Genomic DNA, 14490 nt, shown 5'->3' with positions numbered 1-14490 from the left:
AGCAGAGACAGGGATTTATCTCAATTTTCTAAAGTGTTTTCTTGAAATTTTACCCCCTCCGGCGCAGGCTCGGCCCCACGGGGACGTTTGTAGCGGTTATAGCCCCACAGGTATTGCGCTGGACACTGGCGAATCAAGGCTTCGACTTCGTGGTTGATCTGCTGCGCGCGCGCCGCAGTGTCGCCGGCAAAAGGCTGGCGCGGCGGCTGAAAATGGATGCGATAACCGCGCCCCTGCGGCAAACGCTCGCCCCAGGTGAGCAAGGAGACCGCCTCCGTCTGCGTCAGACGCGCGGCCAGGGTCATGGTGTAGGCCGGGCGGCCAAAGAAATCGCGCCATATGCCTTCGCCAGTTTTTGGCGCTTGATCGGGCAACATGCCGACCATCTGGCCTTTTTTCAGCGCCTTGATCAAAGCGCGCACGCCAGACAAATCCGCCGGAGCCAGATGCAGTTGCGCGCGTTTGCGCCCGGTCAAAATCAAGGCTTGCGCGCCAGCCGACTTGGGTGGGCGATACAGCACGGTGATATCCCCCAAGGCCGACAGATACTGCGCGGTGATTTCAAAGCAACCCAGGTGCGGCGTCAAAAACAAAACTCCCTGCCCTTCAGCGCGCGCCGCATCGAGATACTCCTGCCCGACCACTTCCACCACCTGCGCATTGGCTTCTTCCAGCGTGCGCAGCCAGATGCGTGAAAGTTCCAGCATCTGCTTGCCCGCCTCTGCCGCTGCGATCGTGCGTAGCGCCGGATCGATCCCCGCCTGCGCCATGTTGTCCTGCAAATGCCGACGGTAAGTCGGCGAGAGCGCGTAAATCAGCCGCCCCAGCACGGATCCCAGACCATGCACGAAGCGCAAGGGCAAAAAAGAAAGCAGGCGAAAAATAAAAACCATGGCGTGAGCGGGGTTGCGTCCAGCAAAAAAATGCCTATTATTACCGAATCGCCGAGTTAATCAGACAACTTGCGGGGCGAAAGCCGAGGCAAATGCCGAAGCATACAAATACCGCTAAAGCGTCTCCCGCTCGTGGTCCGGAGCCGGTTACGCCGGATTCAAGGACCACTGGAGCAAACCCATGAGCGATTATCTCTTCACCTCGGAATCGGTTTCGGAAGGCCACCCGGACAAGGTCGCCGACCAAATTTCTGACGCCATTCTCGATGCCATCCTGGCGCAAGACAAGCATTCGCGCGTCGCTGCCGAAACCCTGTGCAATACCGGCCTGGTCGTGCTCGCCGGTGAAATCACCACCAATGCCAACGTCGATTACATTCAGGTGGCGCGCGACACCATCAAGCAAATCGGCTACGACAACACCGATTACGGCATCGACTACAAGGGCTGCGCCGTGCTGGTCGCCTACGACAAGCAAAGCCCGGACATCGCCCAAGGGGTGAACGCCGCCTACGACGACAATCTCGGCCAGGGCGCGGGCGACCAGGGCTTGATGTTCGGTTATGCCTGCGACGAAACGCCCTCGCTGATGCCGCTGCCGATTTACCTCTCGCACCGCCTGGTCGAGCGTCAGGCCATGCTGCGCAAGGACGGGCGGCTTCCCTGGGCGCGCCCGGACGCCAAATCGCAGGTCACCATCCGCTACGTCGACGGCAAGCCGTTCGCCATCGATACCGTGGTGCTGTCCACCCAGCATGCGCCGGACATCAGTCTGGATGCGCTGCGCGAGCAAACGATCGAGGAAATCATCAAACCGGTCCTGCCCAAGGAACTGATCAAGGGCGACATCAAATATCTGGTGAACCCCACCGGGCGCTTCGTCATCGGCGGCCCGCAGGGCGATTGCGGCCTGACCGGGCGCAAGATCATCGTCGACACCTACGGCGGTTCCGCGCCGCACGGCGGCGGTGCCTTCTCCGGCAAGGATCCGTCCAAGGTCGACCGTTCCGCCGCCTACGCCACCCGCTACGTCGCCAAGAACATCGTCGCCGCCGGCTTGGCCTCGCGCTGCCAGGTGCAGGTATCCTACGCCATCGGCGTCGCCGAGCCGACCTCGATCATGGTTGAAACCTACGGCACCGGCAAGGTCAGCAACGAAACCTTGACTGCGCTGATCCGCAAGCACTTCGATCTGCGCCCGAAAGGCATCGTCAACATGCTCGACCTGTTGCGCCCGATCTACCAGAAAACCGCCGCCTACGGCCATTTTGGCCGCGACGAGCCGGAATTCACCTGGGAAAATATCGATCGTGCAAGCTTGTTAAAAAATGACGCGGGTTTGTAAAAAACAGCATTAATGCTTACAAATAACGATGCCCTATGACAAAATGAGGACATCGTTATATTTATCCCTTCGGGCGGCCGTCATCGCCGCCCGAAGCGTTTTTACAGACCATGCTGAAAAAAATCCCCGTCACCGAAGTCCGCCTGGGCATGCACATCCACGGTTTTTGCGGGGCCTGGATCGACCATCCTTTCTGGCGCAACCGTTTTGTCCTGAAAGACACCAAGGACCTCGGCCTGATCCGCGAAAGCGCCGTACGCGAGGTATGGATCAACCTGCAACTGGGGCTGGACGTCGAGCGCCCGGCGGATGCCGGTGCGGTCGTCTATGAAGTCGTCGCCGAGGTCCCTCTCGAAGCACCCCCGCCGCCGCCAGAAAAAACCAGCTACGCCGACGAAATCAAACGCGCCGGACGCATCGTCGGCAAAGGCAAGGAAGCCGTCATTTCGATGTTTCAGGAAGTGCGCATGGGCAAGGCCATCGAAGCCGAAGCCGCGGCACCGCTGGTCGAAGAAATTTCCAATTCCGTATTGCGTAATCCCGGCGCTTTGATCAGCCTCGCCCGCCTGAAAACGGCAGACGATTACACCTTCATGCACTCGGTGGCCGTGTGCGCGCTGATGATTGCTTTGGCCCGCCAACTCAAGCTCACTGAAGCTGAAGTGCGCGAAGCCGGCATGGCCGGGCTTTTACACGACATGGGCAAGGCCATGATTCCGCCGGAAATCCTCAACAAGCCCGGGCGGCTGACCGACGCTGAATTCGACATCATCAAGGGCCACCCGGCAGAAGGCCATCGCCTGCTCGAAGAAGGCAGCGGGGCAAGCGCAACGGTGAAAGACGTTTGCCTGCATCACCACGAAAAGGTCGACGGCAGCGGTTATCCCAAAGCCCTGAACGGCGACACCATGAGCCTCTTCGCCAAAATGGGGGCGGTCTGCGACGTGTATGACGCAATCACCTCCAACCGCCCCTACAAAGCCGGCTGGGACCCCGCCGAATCGCTGCAGCGCATGGCGAGCTGGAAAGGGCATTTCGACCCCGTCGTGTTCCAAGCCTTTGTCAAAAGCCTGGGAATTTACCCCATCGGCTCGCTGGTTCGCCTGGAGTCCGGCAAACTCGGCGTGGTCATCGAACAAAACGAACAATCCTTGTTAAAACCGCGCATCAAGGTGTTTTACTCGACCAAATCGCGCAATTACATTCCGCCCCTGCTCGTCGATCTGGCGAAAAGCGCCGAAAAAATCGCCGGCCGGGAAGATGCCGAAAAATGGGGGATTACCGACGTCAACCGCTTCTGGGTGGCCGAAACGCAGTAAAGCCGGTTTATAATCCGCCGCTTACCGAGGGGCGCTGCAAGGGGAAATCCCTCAGGCTCGGTGGATAACGGCGCTCACTGTCCAACCCTGCCGGCGGCGGGGCGCACGGTGAGCTTGCTGAATTCACCACACGCGCGCCCGCGCCCGGCCACTGATACAGGAGTGTTACCGTGGCTCAAACCCCCGATTACGTCATCGCCGATCTTTCCCTTGCCGCCTGGGGGCGCAAGGAAATTGCCATTGCCGAAACCGAAATGCCTGGCTTGATGGCGATCCGCGAGGAATACGCCAAAACCCAGCCGCTCAAAGGCGCGCGCATCACCGGCAGCCTGCACATGACCATTCAAACGGCCGTGCTAATCGAAACGCTGACGGCGCTCGGTGCCGAGGTGCGCTGGGCTTCCTGCAATATTTTCTCGACGCAAGACCACGCCGCCGCCGCCATTGCCGCGACCGGCGTGCCGGTGTTTGCGGTGAAAGGCGAATCGCTGGAAGAGTACTGGGATTACAGCCATCGCATTTTCGAGTGGGCCGACGGCGGTTTCTCCAACATGATCCTCGACGACGGCGGCGATGCCACTTTGCTTTTGCACCTCGGCGCCCGCGCCGAAAAGGATTTATCGGTGCTGGACAAACCCGACAGCGAAGAAGCCAGCGTTTTGTTTGCCAGCATCCGCGCCAAGCTGCAAACCGCCCCCAACTGGTATTCGACCCGCCTGGAAAAAATCCAGGGGGTGACCGAAGAAACCACCACCGGCGTGCATCGCCTCTACCAGATGCACGAACGCGGCGAATTGAAATTCCCGGCCATCAACGTCAATGATTCCGTTACCAAATCGAAATTCGACAACCTCTACGGCTGCCGCGAGTCGCTGGTCGATGGCATCAAGCGTGCCACCGACGTCATGGTCGCCGGCAAAATTGCCGTCGTCTGCGGCTATGGCGACGTCGGCAAAGGTTCGGCGCAAGCCCTGCGCGCCCTTTCCGCGCAGGTGTGGATCACCGAGATCGACCCGATCTGCGCCCTGCAAGCGGCGATGGAAGGCTATCGCGTGGTCACCATGGACTACGCCGCCGACAAGGCCGATATTTTCGTCACTGCCACCGGCAATTACCACGTCATCGACCATCAACACCTGGTCAAGATGAAGCACAACGCCATCGTCTGCAACATCGGCCATTTCGATTCCGAAATCAACGTCGCTTCCATCGAGGGCTATCCTTGGGAAGAAATCAAACCGCAGGTCGATCACATCACGCTGCCCTCCGGCAACCGCATCATTCTGCTCGCCAAGGGCCGTCTGGTGAACCTGGGCTGCGCCACCGGCCACCCGTCCTATGTGATGAGCTCCTCCTTCGCCAATCAGACCATTGCGCAAATCGAGCTATTCACCAAAATTGCCGATTATCCGGTGGGCGTCTATACGCTGCCCAAACATCTGGACGAAAAGGTTGCCCGCTTGCAGTTGAAAACGCTGAGCGCAGAACTGACCACGCTCTCGCCAGAGCAGGCAAGCTATATCGGCGTCCCGGTCAACGGTCCCTACAAGACCGATCACTACCGTTACTGAGCCTCGACACCGCCGCGCGCCATGGATTCTTTTCATGCCCGCCAGGGCAGAGCCGTCCCGGGCAAAACGCACACTCCGGCAGCGCAAGAACTGCCGGAGTGCCGCGCTATGCTGCGCGCCGACCTGCTACTCGTGCAGCGCGGCCTGGCCAGCTCGCGCACCCAGGCACAGCGTTTGATCGCAGCCGGCCGCGTCTGCGCCGAGGGCAAAACCGTGAGCAAAGCCGCGCTGGAACTCCCTGTGCTCGCCGCCATAAGTGTCCGCGCCGATGACAGCGACCGTTTCGTTTCGCGCGGCGGCTTGAAACTGGCCGGGGCGCTGGCCCAAACGGGTATTTGCGCTGCCGATAAAATCTGTCTCGATGTCGGCCAGTCCACCGGCGGCTTCACCGATTGCCTGCTGCACGCCGGGGCGGCTGGCGTGGTCGGCGTCGACGTCGGACACGGCCAGTTGCATGAACGCTTGCAAAGCGACCCTCGCGTCACCGCGCTGGAAGGCATCAACTGCCGCAGCCTGAGCGCCTCTGAACTTGGCACTGCCCTGCCTGGTGGCGGTTTCAATCTAATCGTGGGCGACCTGTCCTTCATTTCCATGTCGCTCATCCTGCCGCAACTGCCCGCTTTATTGGCCAAAAACGGCGACCTGCTTCTCCTCATCAAACCGCAATTCGAAGTCGGTCCGCAGCACATCGGCAAAGGCGGCGTCGTGCGCGATCCCACACTGTATCGCGCCCTCGAAACCCGCTTCCGGGAACTGGCCCAAAAACTCGATCTGAGCGTCAAAGCCTGGTTCGAGAGCCCAATTACCGGCGCAGGTGTCGGCAATATCGAAGGTAATCGCGAATTTTTCATCTGGCTCAAACCATGAATACCCCTATCTCCATCGAATTCTTCCCCCCGCAAACGCCCGAAGGCCTGGAAAAACTGCGCAACACGCGCGCTGAACTGGCACAACTCAAGCCGGAGTTTTTCTCGGTCACCTACGGTGCCGGCGGCTCGACCCGCGAGCGTACGTTTGCGGTGATCAAGGAAATTGCCGCCGAAGGCCACGATGCCGCGCCGCACCTCTCCTGCATTGGCTCCACCCGGGAAAATATCCGCGAAATCCTGGCCGAGTTCAAAGCCGCCGGCGTGCGGCGCATCGTCGCCTTGCGCGGCGACCTGCCTTCCGGCATGGCGGAAGCCGGTGAATTCCGTTACGCCAACGAGCTGGTCGAATTCATCCGCGCAGAAACCGGCACGCACTTCAGCCTGGAAGTCGCCGCCTACCCGGAATGGCACCCGCAAGCGCGCACGCCGCAAGACGATTTGCAAAATTTCGCCCGCAAGGTCAAGGCCGGAGCGAATTCGGCGATTACCCAATATTTCTACAACGCTGACGCCTATTTCCACTTCGTCGACGCCAGCCGCGCGCTCGGAGTCGACATCCCCATCGTGCCCGGCATCATGCCGATCGCCGGATTCACCAAACTCGCCCGTTTTTCCGATGCCTGCGGTGCCGACCTGCCGCGCTGGATGCGCAAAAAATTCGAAAGCTACGGCGACGACAGCGATTCGATCCGCGCCTTCGGCCTCGATCTCGTCAGCGAACTGTGCGCCCGCCTGCTCAAGGGCGGCGCTCCGGGGCTGCACTTCTACAGCATGAATCAATCCGTGCTGACCCGTGAGATCTGTCAACGCCTGGGCTTAACCCAGTCCACGGCTTGATCCGGCAAACTTGAAACCGGCTTCGGGCCAAGCATTGCAAAGCCCAGCCCGAAGCGTTCATCGCGCAGCGCAAGGCCGCAGCGCGAACCATTTCAAGACTGGCTGATCAGCACATTTTGTGCCGGCATGGGCGCGGGGAAACCAGCTTCGGCCAGCGCCTCACGGATGATGCGATTGGTGTCGAAATAGACCTGCCAGTAGTGGTCGTTATGGCAATACGGGCGCACCGCCAGGACCGGGCCGACCAGATTGAATTCGAGAATTTCGACATCCACCGCCGGTTCCTGCAAGACATTGGGCAGCGCTGCAATTTTTTCCTTGAGCAGTGCTGCCGCCGCCCGATGATCTGCCGCCCCCGCCAGCTGGCATTTCAGGTCCACCCGGCGAAACGGGTTGTGTGTGTAGTTCTGGATGTTGTCGCCAAAAATCTTGTTGTTGCCGACCACCGTTGCCACGTTATCCATGGTGCTCAAGGTGGTGGCAAACAGGCCGATTTCCGTCACCGTACCAGTCACCCCGGCCACCGTCACAAAATCCCCCACCTTGAACGGGCGCAGGACGATGAGAAAAGCGCCTGCCGCAAAATTCGCCAATAGCCCGGCCCAGGCCGCGCCAATAGCAATGCCCGCACCGGCGATCAAGGCGGCAAAGGTCGTCGTCTGCACGCCGAAATAACCGAGAATGCCAATCACGAGGATGATATTCAAGGTGATGTTGATGATCGAACCGACATAGCGCAACACCGTCGGATCGACCTTTTGCCGCTCCAGCGCGCCGCGCACCATATTCACCGCAATGCCGATCAACCAGCGCCCAACCACCCAGAAAAAAATCGCCGCCAATATCTTGAATCCCACATCAGCGGCGGCGGCCATCAGCCAATCCTGATAACGAGACAAAGTCGTTGCGTCCATAACAGCTGCTCCTTTGATAAGAGCCGGCATTTTATGCAGCCTGTGCCCACGCCTCGCGCGCTGCTACACATCTTCACTCTTTTTAAGAAAAGCCTACATTTCACCGCGCAGGAAAATAGACCGCAGCCCCTCCCGCAAGGTACAATTCCCGCCTTTCCGCCCGTAGCTCAGCTGGATAGAGTACTGCCCTCCGAAGGCAGGGGTCGTGCGTTCGAATCGCGCCGGGCGGGCCAATCTCCATTTTGCGTCGCTTTTACGCCCCTCGCGCGCAATCGTTAACGGCCCGCAGCCTGCTGCATCCGGGCCGTTTTCATTTGTTTTGACCGGGATTTTGTTTTGCCACGCCATGCGCCAGCTTCTGCTCGATCTGCTTCCCGACAATCCACCCAGCTTGTGTAATTTCGTCGCCGGTCACGCCAACGGCGAAACCTTGGCGGCTTTTCGCGCCTGGCTGGAGGCTTCAGCAGAAACCGCTTTTCATCTCTACGGCATGGAAGGCAGCGGTTGCAGCCACCTCTTGCGCGCCAGCGGCTGGATTTATCACGACGCCCGCACCGACAGCGACCTCCAGGCACTCGGCGCGCTCGGCACAGCTTCCCAACCCCTGTGTGCCGCCATCGATCACGTCGAAGCCTTGAGCTTTGCCGGGCAGATTGCCCTCTTCAATTATTTCAATCTCTGCAAGCAGCGCGGCGGCAAGCTGCTCACCGCGGCCCGGCAACCGCCCGCCGCCCTCGATTTACGCGAAGATTTGCGCACGCGTCTCGGCTCCGGTTTGATCTACCGCCTGCATCCCCTCTCCGACAGCGAAAAAATGACCGCCCTCAGCGCGCAGGCGGAAGCGCGCGCGCTGAAACTGCCGACGGAAGCGCTCACTTACCTCATGCAGCACGCACCGCGCGACATGCGCGCCCTGTCTTCGCTCATTGTGGCACTCGACCGCTACACCCTCGAACATCAACGCAGCGTCACTTTGCCGCTGCTGCGCGACCTATTGTTGCAGGAGAAATGCGCATGAATCTGGCACTTTTTGATCTCGACAACACCCTGCTGGCTGGCGATTCCGATTACCAATGGGGGCAATTTCTCATTTCGCGCGGCATCGTCGATGCCCAGCGCCAAACCCGCATGAACGCGCAGTTTTACGAAGATTACAAAGCTGGCACGCTCGACATCCAGGCCTTTCTCGATTTTCAAATGGCGCCGCTGGCCGGGCGCGACCGTAAAGAACTCGCCGCCTGGCACGCCGAATTCATGCAAGAACAGGTGCGCCCGATGATTGCCCCGGGCACGCCCGCGTTACTGGCGCAACACCGCCAAGCCGGTGATTTGTGCGTCATCATCACCGCCACCAATAGCTTCGTGACCGGGCCGATCGCTCGCGAACTCGGCATTGCCCACCTCATCGCCACCATTCCTGCCCTTGATCGCAGCACCGGACGCTTGACCGGCGGCCCCACCGGCACCCCGGCTTTTCAGGACGGCAAAATTGCGCGCCTGGAAGACTGGCTGGAAAGCCAGGCGCTGTGGTGGGACGATTTTGCGCGAACCTATTTTTACAGCGATTCGCGCAACGATTTGCCGCTCCTGCAGCGCGTCAGCGACCCGGTGGCCGTCGACCCGGACGACAGCCTGCGTCAACAGGCACAGAAATTGGGCTGGAAAATCATTAGCCTGCGGTAAAATCGCTCACTTTTTTCGCACTGCGTTCACTCGCCCCCCTTATTTCGTGATCCGCAAGCTCATCTCCCGCGTTTTTCGCGGCAAAAAGAAAAAATCCGCCCCACACGCTGCTGCCGTCATTCCTGTGGCCAGCCACGGCATCACCCGCGACCGCTTGTCCAGCGCCAGCCGACGGACCTGTGAAGCGCTACAGCACGCGGGTTTTGAGGCCTATGTCGTCGGCGGTGCCGTGCGCGATTTATTGCTCGGCGCACAGCCCAAGGATTTCGACGTCGCCACCAATGCCACCCCGGAAGAAGTGCGCCGCTGCATCCGCCGCTCGCGCATCATCGGCCGCCGTTTTCAAATCGTGCACGCCCTGTTCGGGCAAGAAGTGATCGAAGTCACCACCTTTCGCGGCAAACTCGATGCCAATACCAAAAAAGACGAACATGGCCGCGTACTGCACGACAACGTTTTCGGCAGCCAGGCGGAAGATGCGGCGCGCCGCGATTTCACCGCCAACGCGCTGTATTACGACCCAGCCAGCGAAAATGTCATCGACTACCACCACGGCGTCGGCGACCTAAAAGCAAAAACCCTGCGCATGATCGGCGAGCCGCGCGCCCGCTACCGCGAAGACCCTGTGCGCATGTTGCGCGCCGTACGACTGGCGGCAAAGTTGGGCTTGTCGATCGACCCAGAAGCGCGCCGCCCCATCCGCGACATGGCCGGCTTGCTGGAAAACGTCCCGGCGGCGCGCCTGTTCGATGAAATGCTCAAGCTATTGACCTCCGGCCACGCCGTGAAATGCCTCACACAGCTGCGCGACGAAGGTTTGCACCACGGCCTTTTGCCACTCCTCGATGTCATTTTGGAGCAGCCTTTAGGCGAAAAATTCGTTCTGCAGGCGCTCGCCAATACCGATGAACGCGTGCGCCGGGGAAAAAGCGTCTCGCCCAGCTTTCTCTTTGCCACCCTGCTCTGGCACGAAGTGCTGGTGCACTGGGCGCGCATCGAGGCTTCTGGCGAACCGAAAATTCCGGCGCTCTTTCAGGCCATGGACCATGTGCTCGACGTGCAGGGCGAGAAGCTCGCCATTACCCGGCGCATTGCCGGCGACATCAAGGAAATCTGGTCCTTGCAGCCACGTTTCGAGCAGCGCACCGGCAAACGCCCCTATGCGCTGATCGAAAACCCGCGTTTTCGTGCCGGCTACGATTTTCTGCTGCTACGCGCCCAGGCCGGCGAAATTGCACCCGAGCTCGCCACCTGGTGGACGCATTTTCAAGACGCCGACGGCGAAGCCCGCGCGCAAATGCTCCTGCCCGTGTCGGACGACGACAAAAAGCGCCGCCGCCGGCGCAAAAAACCCAAACCTGCCAACCCGGCATGAGCCTCGCCTATATTGCGCTGGGGGCCAATCTCGGCGACCCGGCGGCAACGCTAAATGCTGCTTTTGACGCGCTCGGCAAGCTGCCCGAGAGCCACCTGTTGCGCCGCTCTGCCTTGTACCGCACCGCCCCCATTGGTTTCACCAAGCAGCCCGATTTCATCAATGCCGTGGCGGCCCTGAAGACCGATTTGCCAGCGCAAAACCTGCTCGACCGGCTGCACGACATCGAACAGGATTTTGGCCGCCAGCGCACCCTGCATAACGGCCCGCGCACGCTTGATCTCGATTTACTGCTCTACGACGATTTGCAGATTGCCACGCCGCGCCTGCACCTGCCGCACCCGCGCCTGCATCTGCGCGCCTTCGTGGTGCACCCGCTGTTTGAAATCGCCCCCGAACTCGCCTTGCCGGGACGCGGCCGGCTCGCCGCCTGGCTGCCCGCCGTCGCCACACAAGGCATCACCCGGCAATGAGCGGCCTGCCCGTACTCTGGCAAACGGCGATTTTGCTTGCCCTGTCGAATGTCTTCATGACTTTTGCCTGGTACGCCCACCTGAAAGAACTGAACAGCAAACCCTGGTGGGCGGCGGCACTCGTTTCCTGGGGCATTGCCCTTTTTGAATATCTGTTGCAGGTGCCGGCCAACCGCATCGGCTACACGGCGCTTTCTCTGGCGCAGCTAAAAATCCTGCAGGAAGTCATTACCCTCTCTGTTTTCGTGCCTTTCGTCATTTTCTACATGGGGCAGCCGCTCAAGCTTGACTACCTGTGGGCGGCTCTGTGTATCCTAGGCGCTGTTTATTTCGTCTTCAGGTCATAAATGTCCGCTCAAACCCTTACCCGCCGCCTGACCCAGATCGATCTTGGCAAGCGTTACGCCGCCGGCGAAAAAATCGTCATGTTCACCTGTTATGACGCAAGCTTTGCCCGCCTGTTCGACGGGGCCGGTGTCGAATGCCTGCTCATCGGCGATTCGCTAGGCAACGTCATCCAGGGCCATGACAGCACCTTGCCCGTCAGCCTAGCCGACATCGCTTATCACACGGCAGCCGTCAAACGCGGCTGCGAGCAACCTTTCATCATCGCCGACATGCCTTTTGGCAGTTATCAGGAATCCCCCCAGCATGCCTTTCGCAATGCCGCCACCTTGCTGGCGGCCGGTGCGCAAATGGTCAAGCTCGAAGGCGGCGGCGAGATGGCCGATACGGTGCGTTTTTTGGTCGAGCGCGGCGTGCCGGTCTGCGGCCACCTCGGACTGACGCCGCAATCGGTGCATGCCATGGGCGGCTACAAGGTGCAGGGCAAAGGCGAGGCCGCGGCGCAACGGCTGATGGCCGACGCGCTGCGTTTGCAGGAGGCCGGTGCGACCATGCTGGTGCTGGAAGCGATTCCTGCCGTGCTGGCCGCAGAAGTCACGGCGGCCTTGAAAATCATCACCATCGGCATCGGCGCAGGCAAGGACTGCTCCGGCCAGGTGATGGTGATGCACGATGCTTTCGATATCCCCCCCGGCAAGAAAGCAAAATTCGTCAAGAATTTCATGGCCGGAGCAAGCTCCTTGCACGCAGCCGCCTGCCAAGCCGTCGCGGAAGTCAAAAGCGGCGAGTATCCCGGGCCGGAACATACCTATTCTGCTTGAGGCCTGGCCTGACGATTTGGCCCGCAATCTGAACGCACGCCCCCCTATCTGGCGCACGATTGCGGCACTGCCCGCCACCAATTACAAAAATTTGCAGGAGTTTTCCCATGAAAATTTTTTCCGACATCGCCGCCCTGCGCGCTGAACTTGCCGCCCGCACCGGCCGGGTGTTCGTGCCGACCATGGGCAATTTGCACGCCGGACACATCAGCCTGATGCGCCAGGCGCGGGCGCACGGAGACACCGTCATCGCCTCGATTTTCGTGAATCGCCTGCAATTTGGCCCAAACGAAGATTTCGACCAGTATCCGCGCACCTTCCAGGACGATTGCGACCAATTACGCGCCGCCGGCGTCGATGTTTTGTTTGCCCCCAGCGAGCGCGACCTTTACCCCGAACCGCAAGAGTATTTCGTCGAACCGCCCGCCATTCAAAACCTGCTCGACGGCCAATTCCGCCCAGGGCATTTTCGCGGCGTCGCCACCGTGGTACTCAAGCTGTTCAACTGCGTGCAACCGCAAGTCGCGCTTTTTGGCAAAAAGGATTACCAGCAGTTGATGGTGCTGCGCAACATGACGCGCCAACTGGCGCTGCCCATCGAAATCATCGGCGGTGAAACCGTGCGCGCTGCAGACGGCCTCGCGCTTTCCTCGCGCAATGGCTATTTGAGCGCTGCCGAACGCGCCGAAGCGCCGCGTCTGTATCGCTGCCTGAACACACTGCGCACCGCCTTGCACGCAGGCAACACCGATTTCGCCCAACTCGAGCACAACGCACAGGCCGAACTGGCCGCGCACGGCTGGCAAAGCGATTACATCGCGCTGTGCAGCCAGGCCGATCTCAGCGCCGCCACTGTCGATAACGGCCCCTGGGTGGCGCTCGCCGCCAGCCGTCTGGGCAACACTCGGCTGATCGACAACATTGAGATTTGACGCGGCCTGGCAGGCTGTTTTTCATGCTTGAAATGAGCGGTTGACAGCACGTCGATTGCCGTTACAATGCGCTTCCCCCAACTTTCTGGATGAGTTAACACCATGCAGAGAACTATGTTGAAGTCCAAACTGCACCGCGTGACCACCACGCATGCCGATCTGCATTACGAAGGCTCCTGCGCCATCGACGAAGATCTGCTGGACGCTGCCAACATCAAAGAGTACGAGCAGATCGACATCTGGAACGTCAACAACGGCGAGCGCTTCACCACCTACGCCATTCGCGCCGAGCGCGGTTCGGGTGTGATCTCGGTCAACGGTTCGGCAGCGCGCCGCGCCGCCCCCGGCGACATCCTGATCATCGCCACCTTTGCGACGTACAGCGAAGTCGAACTGGCGCGTTACGAACCCGATCTGATCTACGTCGACTCGCAAAACCGCATTGCCCGCCGCGGCCACAAAATCCCGGTGCAAGCCGCCGCCTGATTCCTCCTGGATCACTGGCACCCTGAGTGCCAAAAACATGGCCCGCCCCTTGGCGGGCTATTATTTTTATGTAAAATCCATTGAATAATATTTAATTTAATGGAGACAACATGGCTGCCATTTTCGCCAAAACTGCCAAAGGCCAAGCTGAAATCACCAGCAAAGCCGGAGGCTTGACGCCGCGCGTGCGCCGCGTGCTGATTTTTATCGACGGCAAACGCAGCGTCGATGACTTACGCGGCTTGGTCAGTGCCGACGACCTGCAAATCACCCTCGGCCACCTGGAAGAAGCCGGTTTTATCGAGCTGATTCAATCGAGTAACGGCAAACGCCCGCCCGACCCGACTCCCACCTCGATCACCGCCTTTCGCCCTCTACCGAACGAAGTCGACCCGGTCCTTTTGCAGCAAGCGCGCAATTTCATGACCAACACCTTGAACGCCTTCATCGGCACACTGGGCGCAAGTTCCCTGCTGCAGCGCATTACCCAGGCACAAACACACGAACATTTGCGCGCCCTGTTCGACGAGTGGTTTCACACCTTGGTCAATTCCCGCGAAGGCCGGCGCGAAGCAGAAGCCTTGCGCGGCAAGCTGCTGCAAGTGATCTGACTCCCCCTTCCCCTAT

Annotated in this window: 16 protein-coding genes, 1 tRNA gene and 1 riboswitch; of the genes, 15 read left to right on the top strand and 2 right to left on the bottom strand. The window is 60.1% G+C overall.

What is annotated here, in order from left to right:
- Nucleotides 1-20: 20 nt before the first annotated feature.
- Nucleotides 21-893: a lysophospholipid acyltransferase family protein gene (locus ACM62Q_RS03335; RefSeq protein ID WP_415033573.1), complete on the bottom strand. Its 873-nt coding sequence runs from the start codon at nt 891-893 to the stop codon at nt 21-23.
- 181 nt (nt 894-1074) lie between these two features.
- On the opposite strand from ACM62Q_RS03335, the gene metK reads away from it, so the two are divergent.
- From metK to metF, 5 genes are all read left to right on the top strand, one after another.
- Complete coding sequence (metK, locus tag ACM62Q_RS03330; RefSeq protein WP_415033571.1) at nt 1075-2238, top strand: methionine adenosyltransferase; 1164 nt, start codon at nt 1075-1077, stop codon at nt 2236-2238.
- A 110-nt stretch (nt 2239-2348) separates the two neighbouring features.
- Entirely contained in the window at nt 2349-3557 is a 1209-nt protein-coding gene (locus ACM62Q_RS03325) for an HD-GYP domain-containing protein (RefSeq protein ID WP_415033569.1), read from the top strand.
- Between the two features lie 20 nt (nt 3558-3577).
- Nucleotides 3578-3640: riboswitch (S-adenosyl-L-homocysteine riboswitch) on the top strand.
- Nucleotides 3641-3727: 87 nt separating this feature from the next.
- Nucleotides 3728-5128, top strand: coding sequence for an adenosylhomocysteinase (gene ahcY, locus ACM62Q_RS03320; protein ID WP_415033566.1), 1401 nt, complete (start codon nt 3728-3730; stop codon nt 5126-5128).
- 21 nt (nt 5129-5149) lie between these two features.
- Nucleotides 5150-5995, top strand: a complete 846-nt coding sequence (locus tag ACM62Q_RS03315; RefSeq protein WP_415033564.1) for a TlyA family RNA methyltransferase — start codon at nt 5150-5152, stop codon at nt 5993-5995.
- Complete coding sequence (metF, locus tag ACM62Q_RS03310; protein ID WP_415033562.1) at nt 5992-6834, top strand: methylenetetrahydrofolate reductase [NAD(P)H]; 843 nt, start codon at nt 5992-5994, stop codon at nt 6832-6834. Before ACM62Q_RS03315 ends, metF begins: the two co-directional genes overlap by 4 nt.
- A gap of 92 nt (nt 6835-6926) precedes the next feature.
- On the opposite strand, the gene ACM62Q_RS03305 is transcribed toward metF, so the two are convergent.
- The gene (locus tag ACM62Q_RS03305; RefSeq protein WP_415033560.1) at nt 6927-7748 is read right to left on the bottom strand and encodes a mechanosensitive ion channel family protein; all 822 of its coding nucleotides are present in this window, start codon (nt 7746-7748) and stop codon (nt 6927-6929) included.
- Between the two features lie 156 nt (nt 7749-7904).
- On the opposite strand from ACM62Q_RS03305, the gene ACM62Q_RS03300 reads away from it, so the two are divergent.
- The 10 genes from ACM62Q_RS03300 (at nt 7905) to ACM62Q_RS03255 (ending at nt 14474) form a co-directional block, all read left to right on the top strand.
- Nucleotides 7905-7981, top strand: a tRNA-Arg gene (locus ACM62Q_RS03300).
- 113 nt (nt 7982-8094) lie between these two features.
- Entirely contained in the window at nt 8095-8766 is a 672-nt protein-coding gene (gene hda, locus ACM62Q_RS03295; protein ID WP_415033558.1) for a DnaA regulatory inactivator Hda, read from the top strand.
- Nucleotides 8763-9431 (top strand): HAD family hydrolase, encoded by a 669-nt coding sequence (locus ACM62Q_RS03290; protein ID WP_415033556.1) that lies wholly within the window; start codon nt 8763-8765, stop codon nt 9429-9431. Before hda ends, ACM62Q_RS03290 begins: the two co-directional genes overlap by 4 nt.
- Nucleotides 9432-9477: 46 nt before the next feature.
- Nucleotides 9478-10806 carry a polynucleotide adenylyltransferase PcnB gene (gene pcnB, locus ACM62Q_RS03285; RefSeq protein ID WP_415033554.1) on the top strand — a complete coding sequence of 443 codons (1329 nt, stop codon included), beginning with the start codon at nt 9478-9480 and terminating at the stop codon, nt 10804-10806.
- Nucleotides 10803-11279: a 2-amino-4-hydroxy-6-hydroxymethyldihydropteridine diphosphokinase gene (folK, locus tag ACM62Q_RS03280; RefSeq protein WP_415033552.1), complete on the top strand. Its 477-nt coding sequence runs from the start codon at nt 10803-10805 to the stop codon at nt 11277-11279. Before pcnB ends, folK begins: the two co-directional genes overlap by 4 nt.
- The gene (locus tag ACM62Q_RS03275) at nt 11276-11626 is read left to right on the top strand and encodes a DMT family protein (RefSeq protein ID WP_415033550.1); all 351 of its coding nucleotides are present in this window, start codon (nt 11276-11278) and stop codon (nt 11624-11626) included. The genes folK and ACM62Q_RS03275 overlap by 4 nt, the downstream gene beginning before the upstream one ends.
- Entirely contained in the window at nt 11627-12445 is an 819-nt protein-coding gene (gene panB / locus ACM62Q_RS03270) for a 3-methyl-2-oxobutanoate hydroxymethyltransferase (RefSeq protein WP_415033549.1), read from the top strand.
- Between the two features lie 107 nt (nt 12446-12552).
- Nucleotides 12553-13377 (top strand): pantoate--beta-alanine ligase, encoded by an 825-nt coding sequence (gene panC / locus ACM62Q_RS03265; RefSeq protein WP_415033548.1) that lies wholly within the window; start codon nt 12553-12555, stop codon nt 13375-13377.
- 102 nt (nt 13378-13479) lie between these two features.
- Nucleotides 13480-13863 carry an aspartate 1-decarboxylase gene (gene panD, locus ACM62Q_RS03260; RefSeq protein ID WP_415033547.1) on the top strand — a complete coding sequence of 128 codons (384 nt, stop codon included), beginning with the start codon at nt 13480-13482 and terminating at the stop codon, nt 13861-13863.
- A 110-nt stretch (nt 13864-13973) separates the two neighbouring features.
- Nucleotides 13974-14474 carry a MarR family transcriptional regulator gene (locus tag ACM62Q_RS03255; RefSeq protein ID WP_415033546.1) on the top strand — a complete coding sequence of 167 codons (501 nt, stop codon included), beginning with the start codon at nt 13974-13976 and terminating at the stop codon, nt 14472-14474.
- Nucleotides 14475-14490: the final 16 nt, after the last annotated feature.

Origin of the sequence: Azonexus sp., assembly GCF_047638095.1 — a bacterium.
Lineage (GTDB): Bacteria > Pseudomonadota > Gammaproteobacteria > Burkholderiales > Rhodocyclaceae > Azonexus.
This window is presented reverse-complemented; position numbering and strand designations above follow the sequence as displayed.

What these genes read in the sequence shown, in the direction of transcription:
- ACM62Q_RS03335 (WP_415033573.1), bottom strand. Translation starts at nt 893, where the DNA reads ATGGTTTTTATTTTTCGCCTGCTTTCTTTTTTGCCCTTGCGCTTCGTG.
- metK (WP_415033571.1), top strand. Translation starts at nt 1,075, where the DNA reads ATGAGCGATTATCTCTTCACCTCGGAATCGGTTTCGGAAGGCCACCCG.
- ACM62Q_RS03325 (WP_415033569.1), top strand. Translation starts at nt 2,349, where the DNA reads ATGCTGAAAAAAATCCCCGTCACCGAAGTCCGCCTGGGCATGCACATC.
- ACM62Q_RS03315 (WP_415033564.1), top strand. Translation starts at nt 5,150, where the DNA reads ATGGATTCTTTTCATGCCCGCCAGGGCAGAGCCGTCCCGGGCAAAACG.
- metF (WP_415033562.1), top strand. Translation starts at nt 5,992, where the DNA reads ATGAATACCCCTATCTCCATCGAATTCTTCCCCCCGCAAACGCCCGAA.
- ACM62Q_RS03305 (WP_415033560.1), bottom strand. Translation starts at nt 7,748, where the DNA reads ATGGACGCAACGACTTTGTCTCGTTATCAGGATTGGCTGATGGCCGCC.
- hda (WP_415033558.1), top strand. Translation starts at nt 8,095, where the DNA reads ATGCGCCAGCTTCTGCTCGATCTGCTTCCCGACAATCCACCCAGCTTG.
- ACM62Q_RS03290 (WP_415033556.1), top strand. Translation starts at nt 8,763, where the DNA reads ATGAATCTGGCACTTTTTGATCTCGACAACACCCTGCTGGCTGGCGAT.
- folK (WP_415033552.1), top strand. Translation starts at nt 10,803, where the DNA reads ATGAGCCTCGCCTATATTGCGCTGGGGGCCAATCTCGGCGACCCGGCG.
- ACM62Q_RS03275 (WP_415033550.1), top strand. Translation starts at nt 11,276, where the DNA reads ATGAGCGGCCTGCCCGTACTCTGGCAAACGGCGATTTTGCTTGCCCTG.
- panB (WP_415033549.1), top strand. Translation starts at nt 11,627, where the DNA reads ATGTCCGCTCAAACCCTTACCCGCCGCCTGACCCAGATCGATCTTGGC.
- panC (WP_415033548.1), top strand. Translation starts at nt 12,553, where the DNA reads ATGAAAATTTTTTCCGACATCGCCGCCCTGCGCGCTGAACTTGCCGCC.
- panD (WP_415033547.1), top strand. Translation starts at nt 13,480, where the DNA reads ATGCAGAGAACTATGTTGAAGTCCAAACTGCACCGCGTGACCACCACG.
- ACM62Q_RS03255 (WP_415033546.1), top strand. Translation starts at nt 13,974, where the DNA reads ATGGCTGCCATTTTCGCCAAAACTGCCAAAGGCCAAGCTGAAATCACC.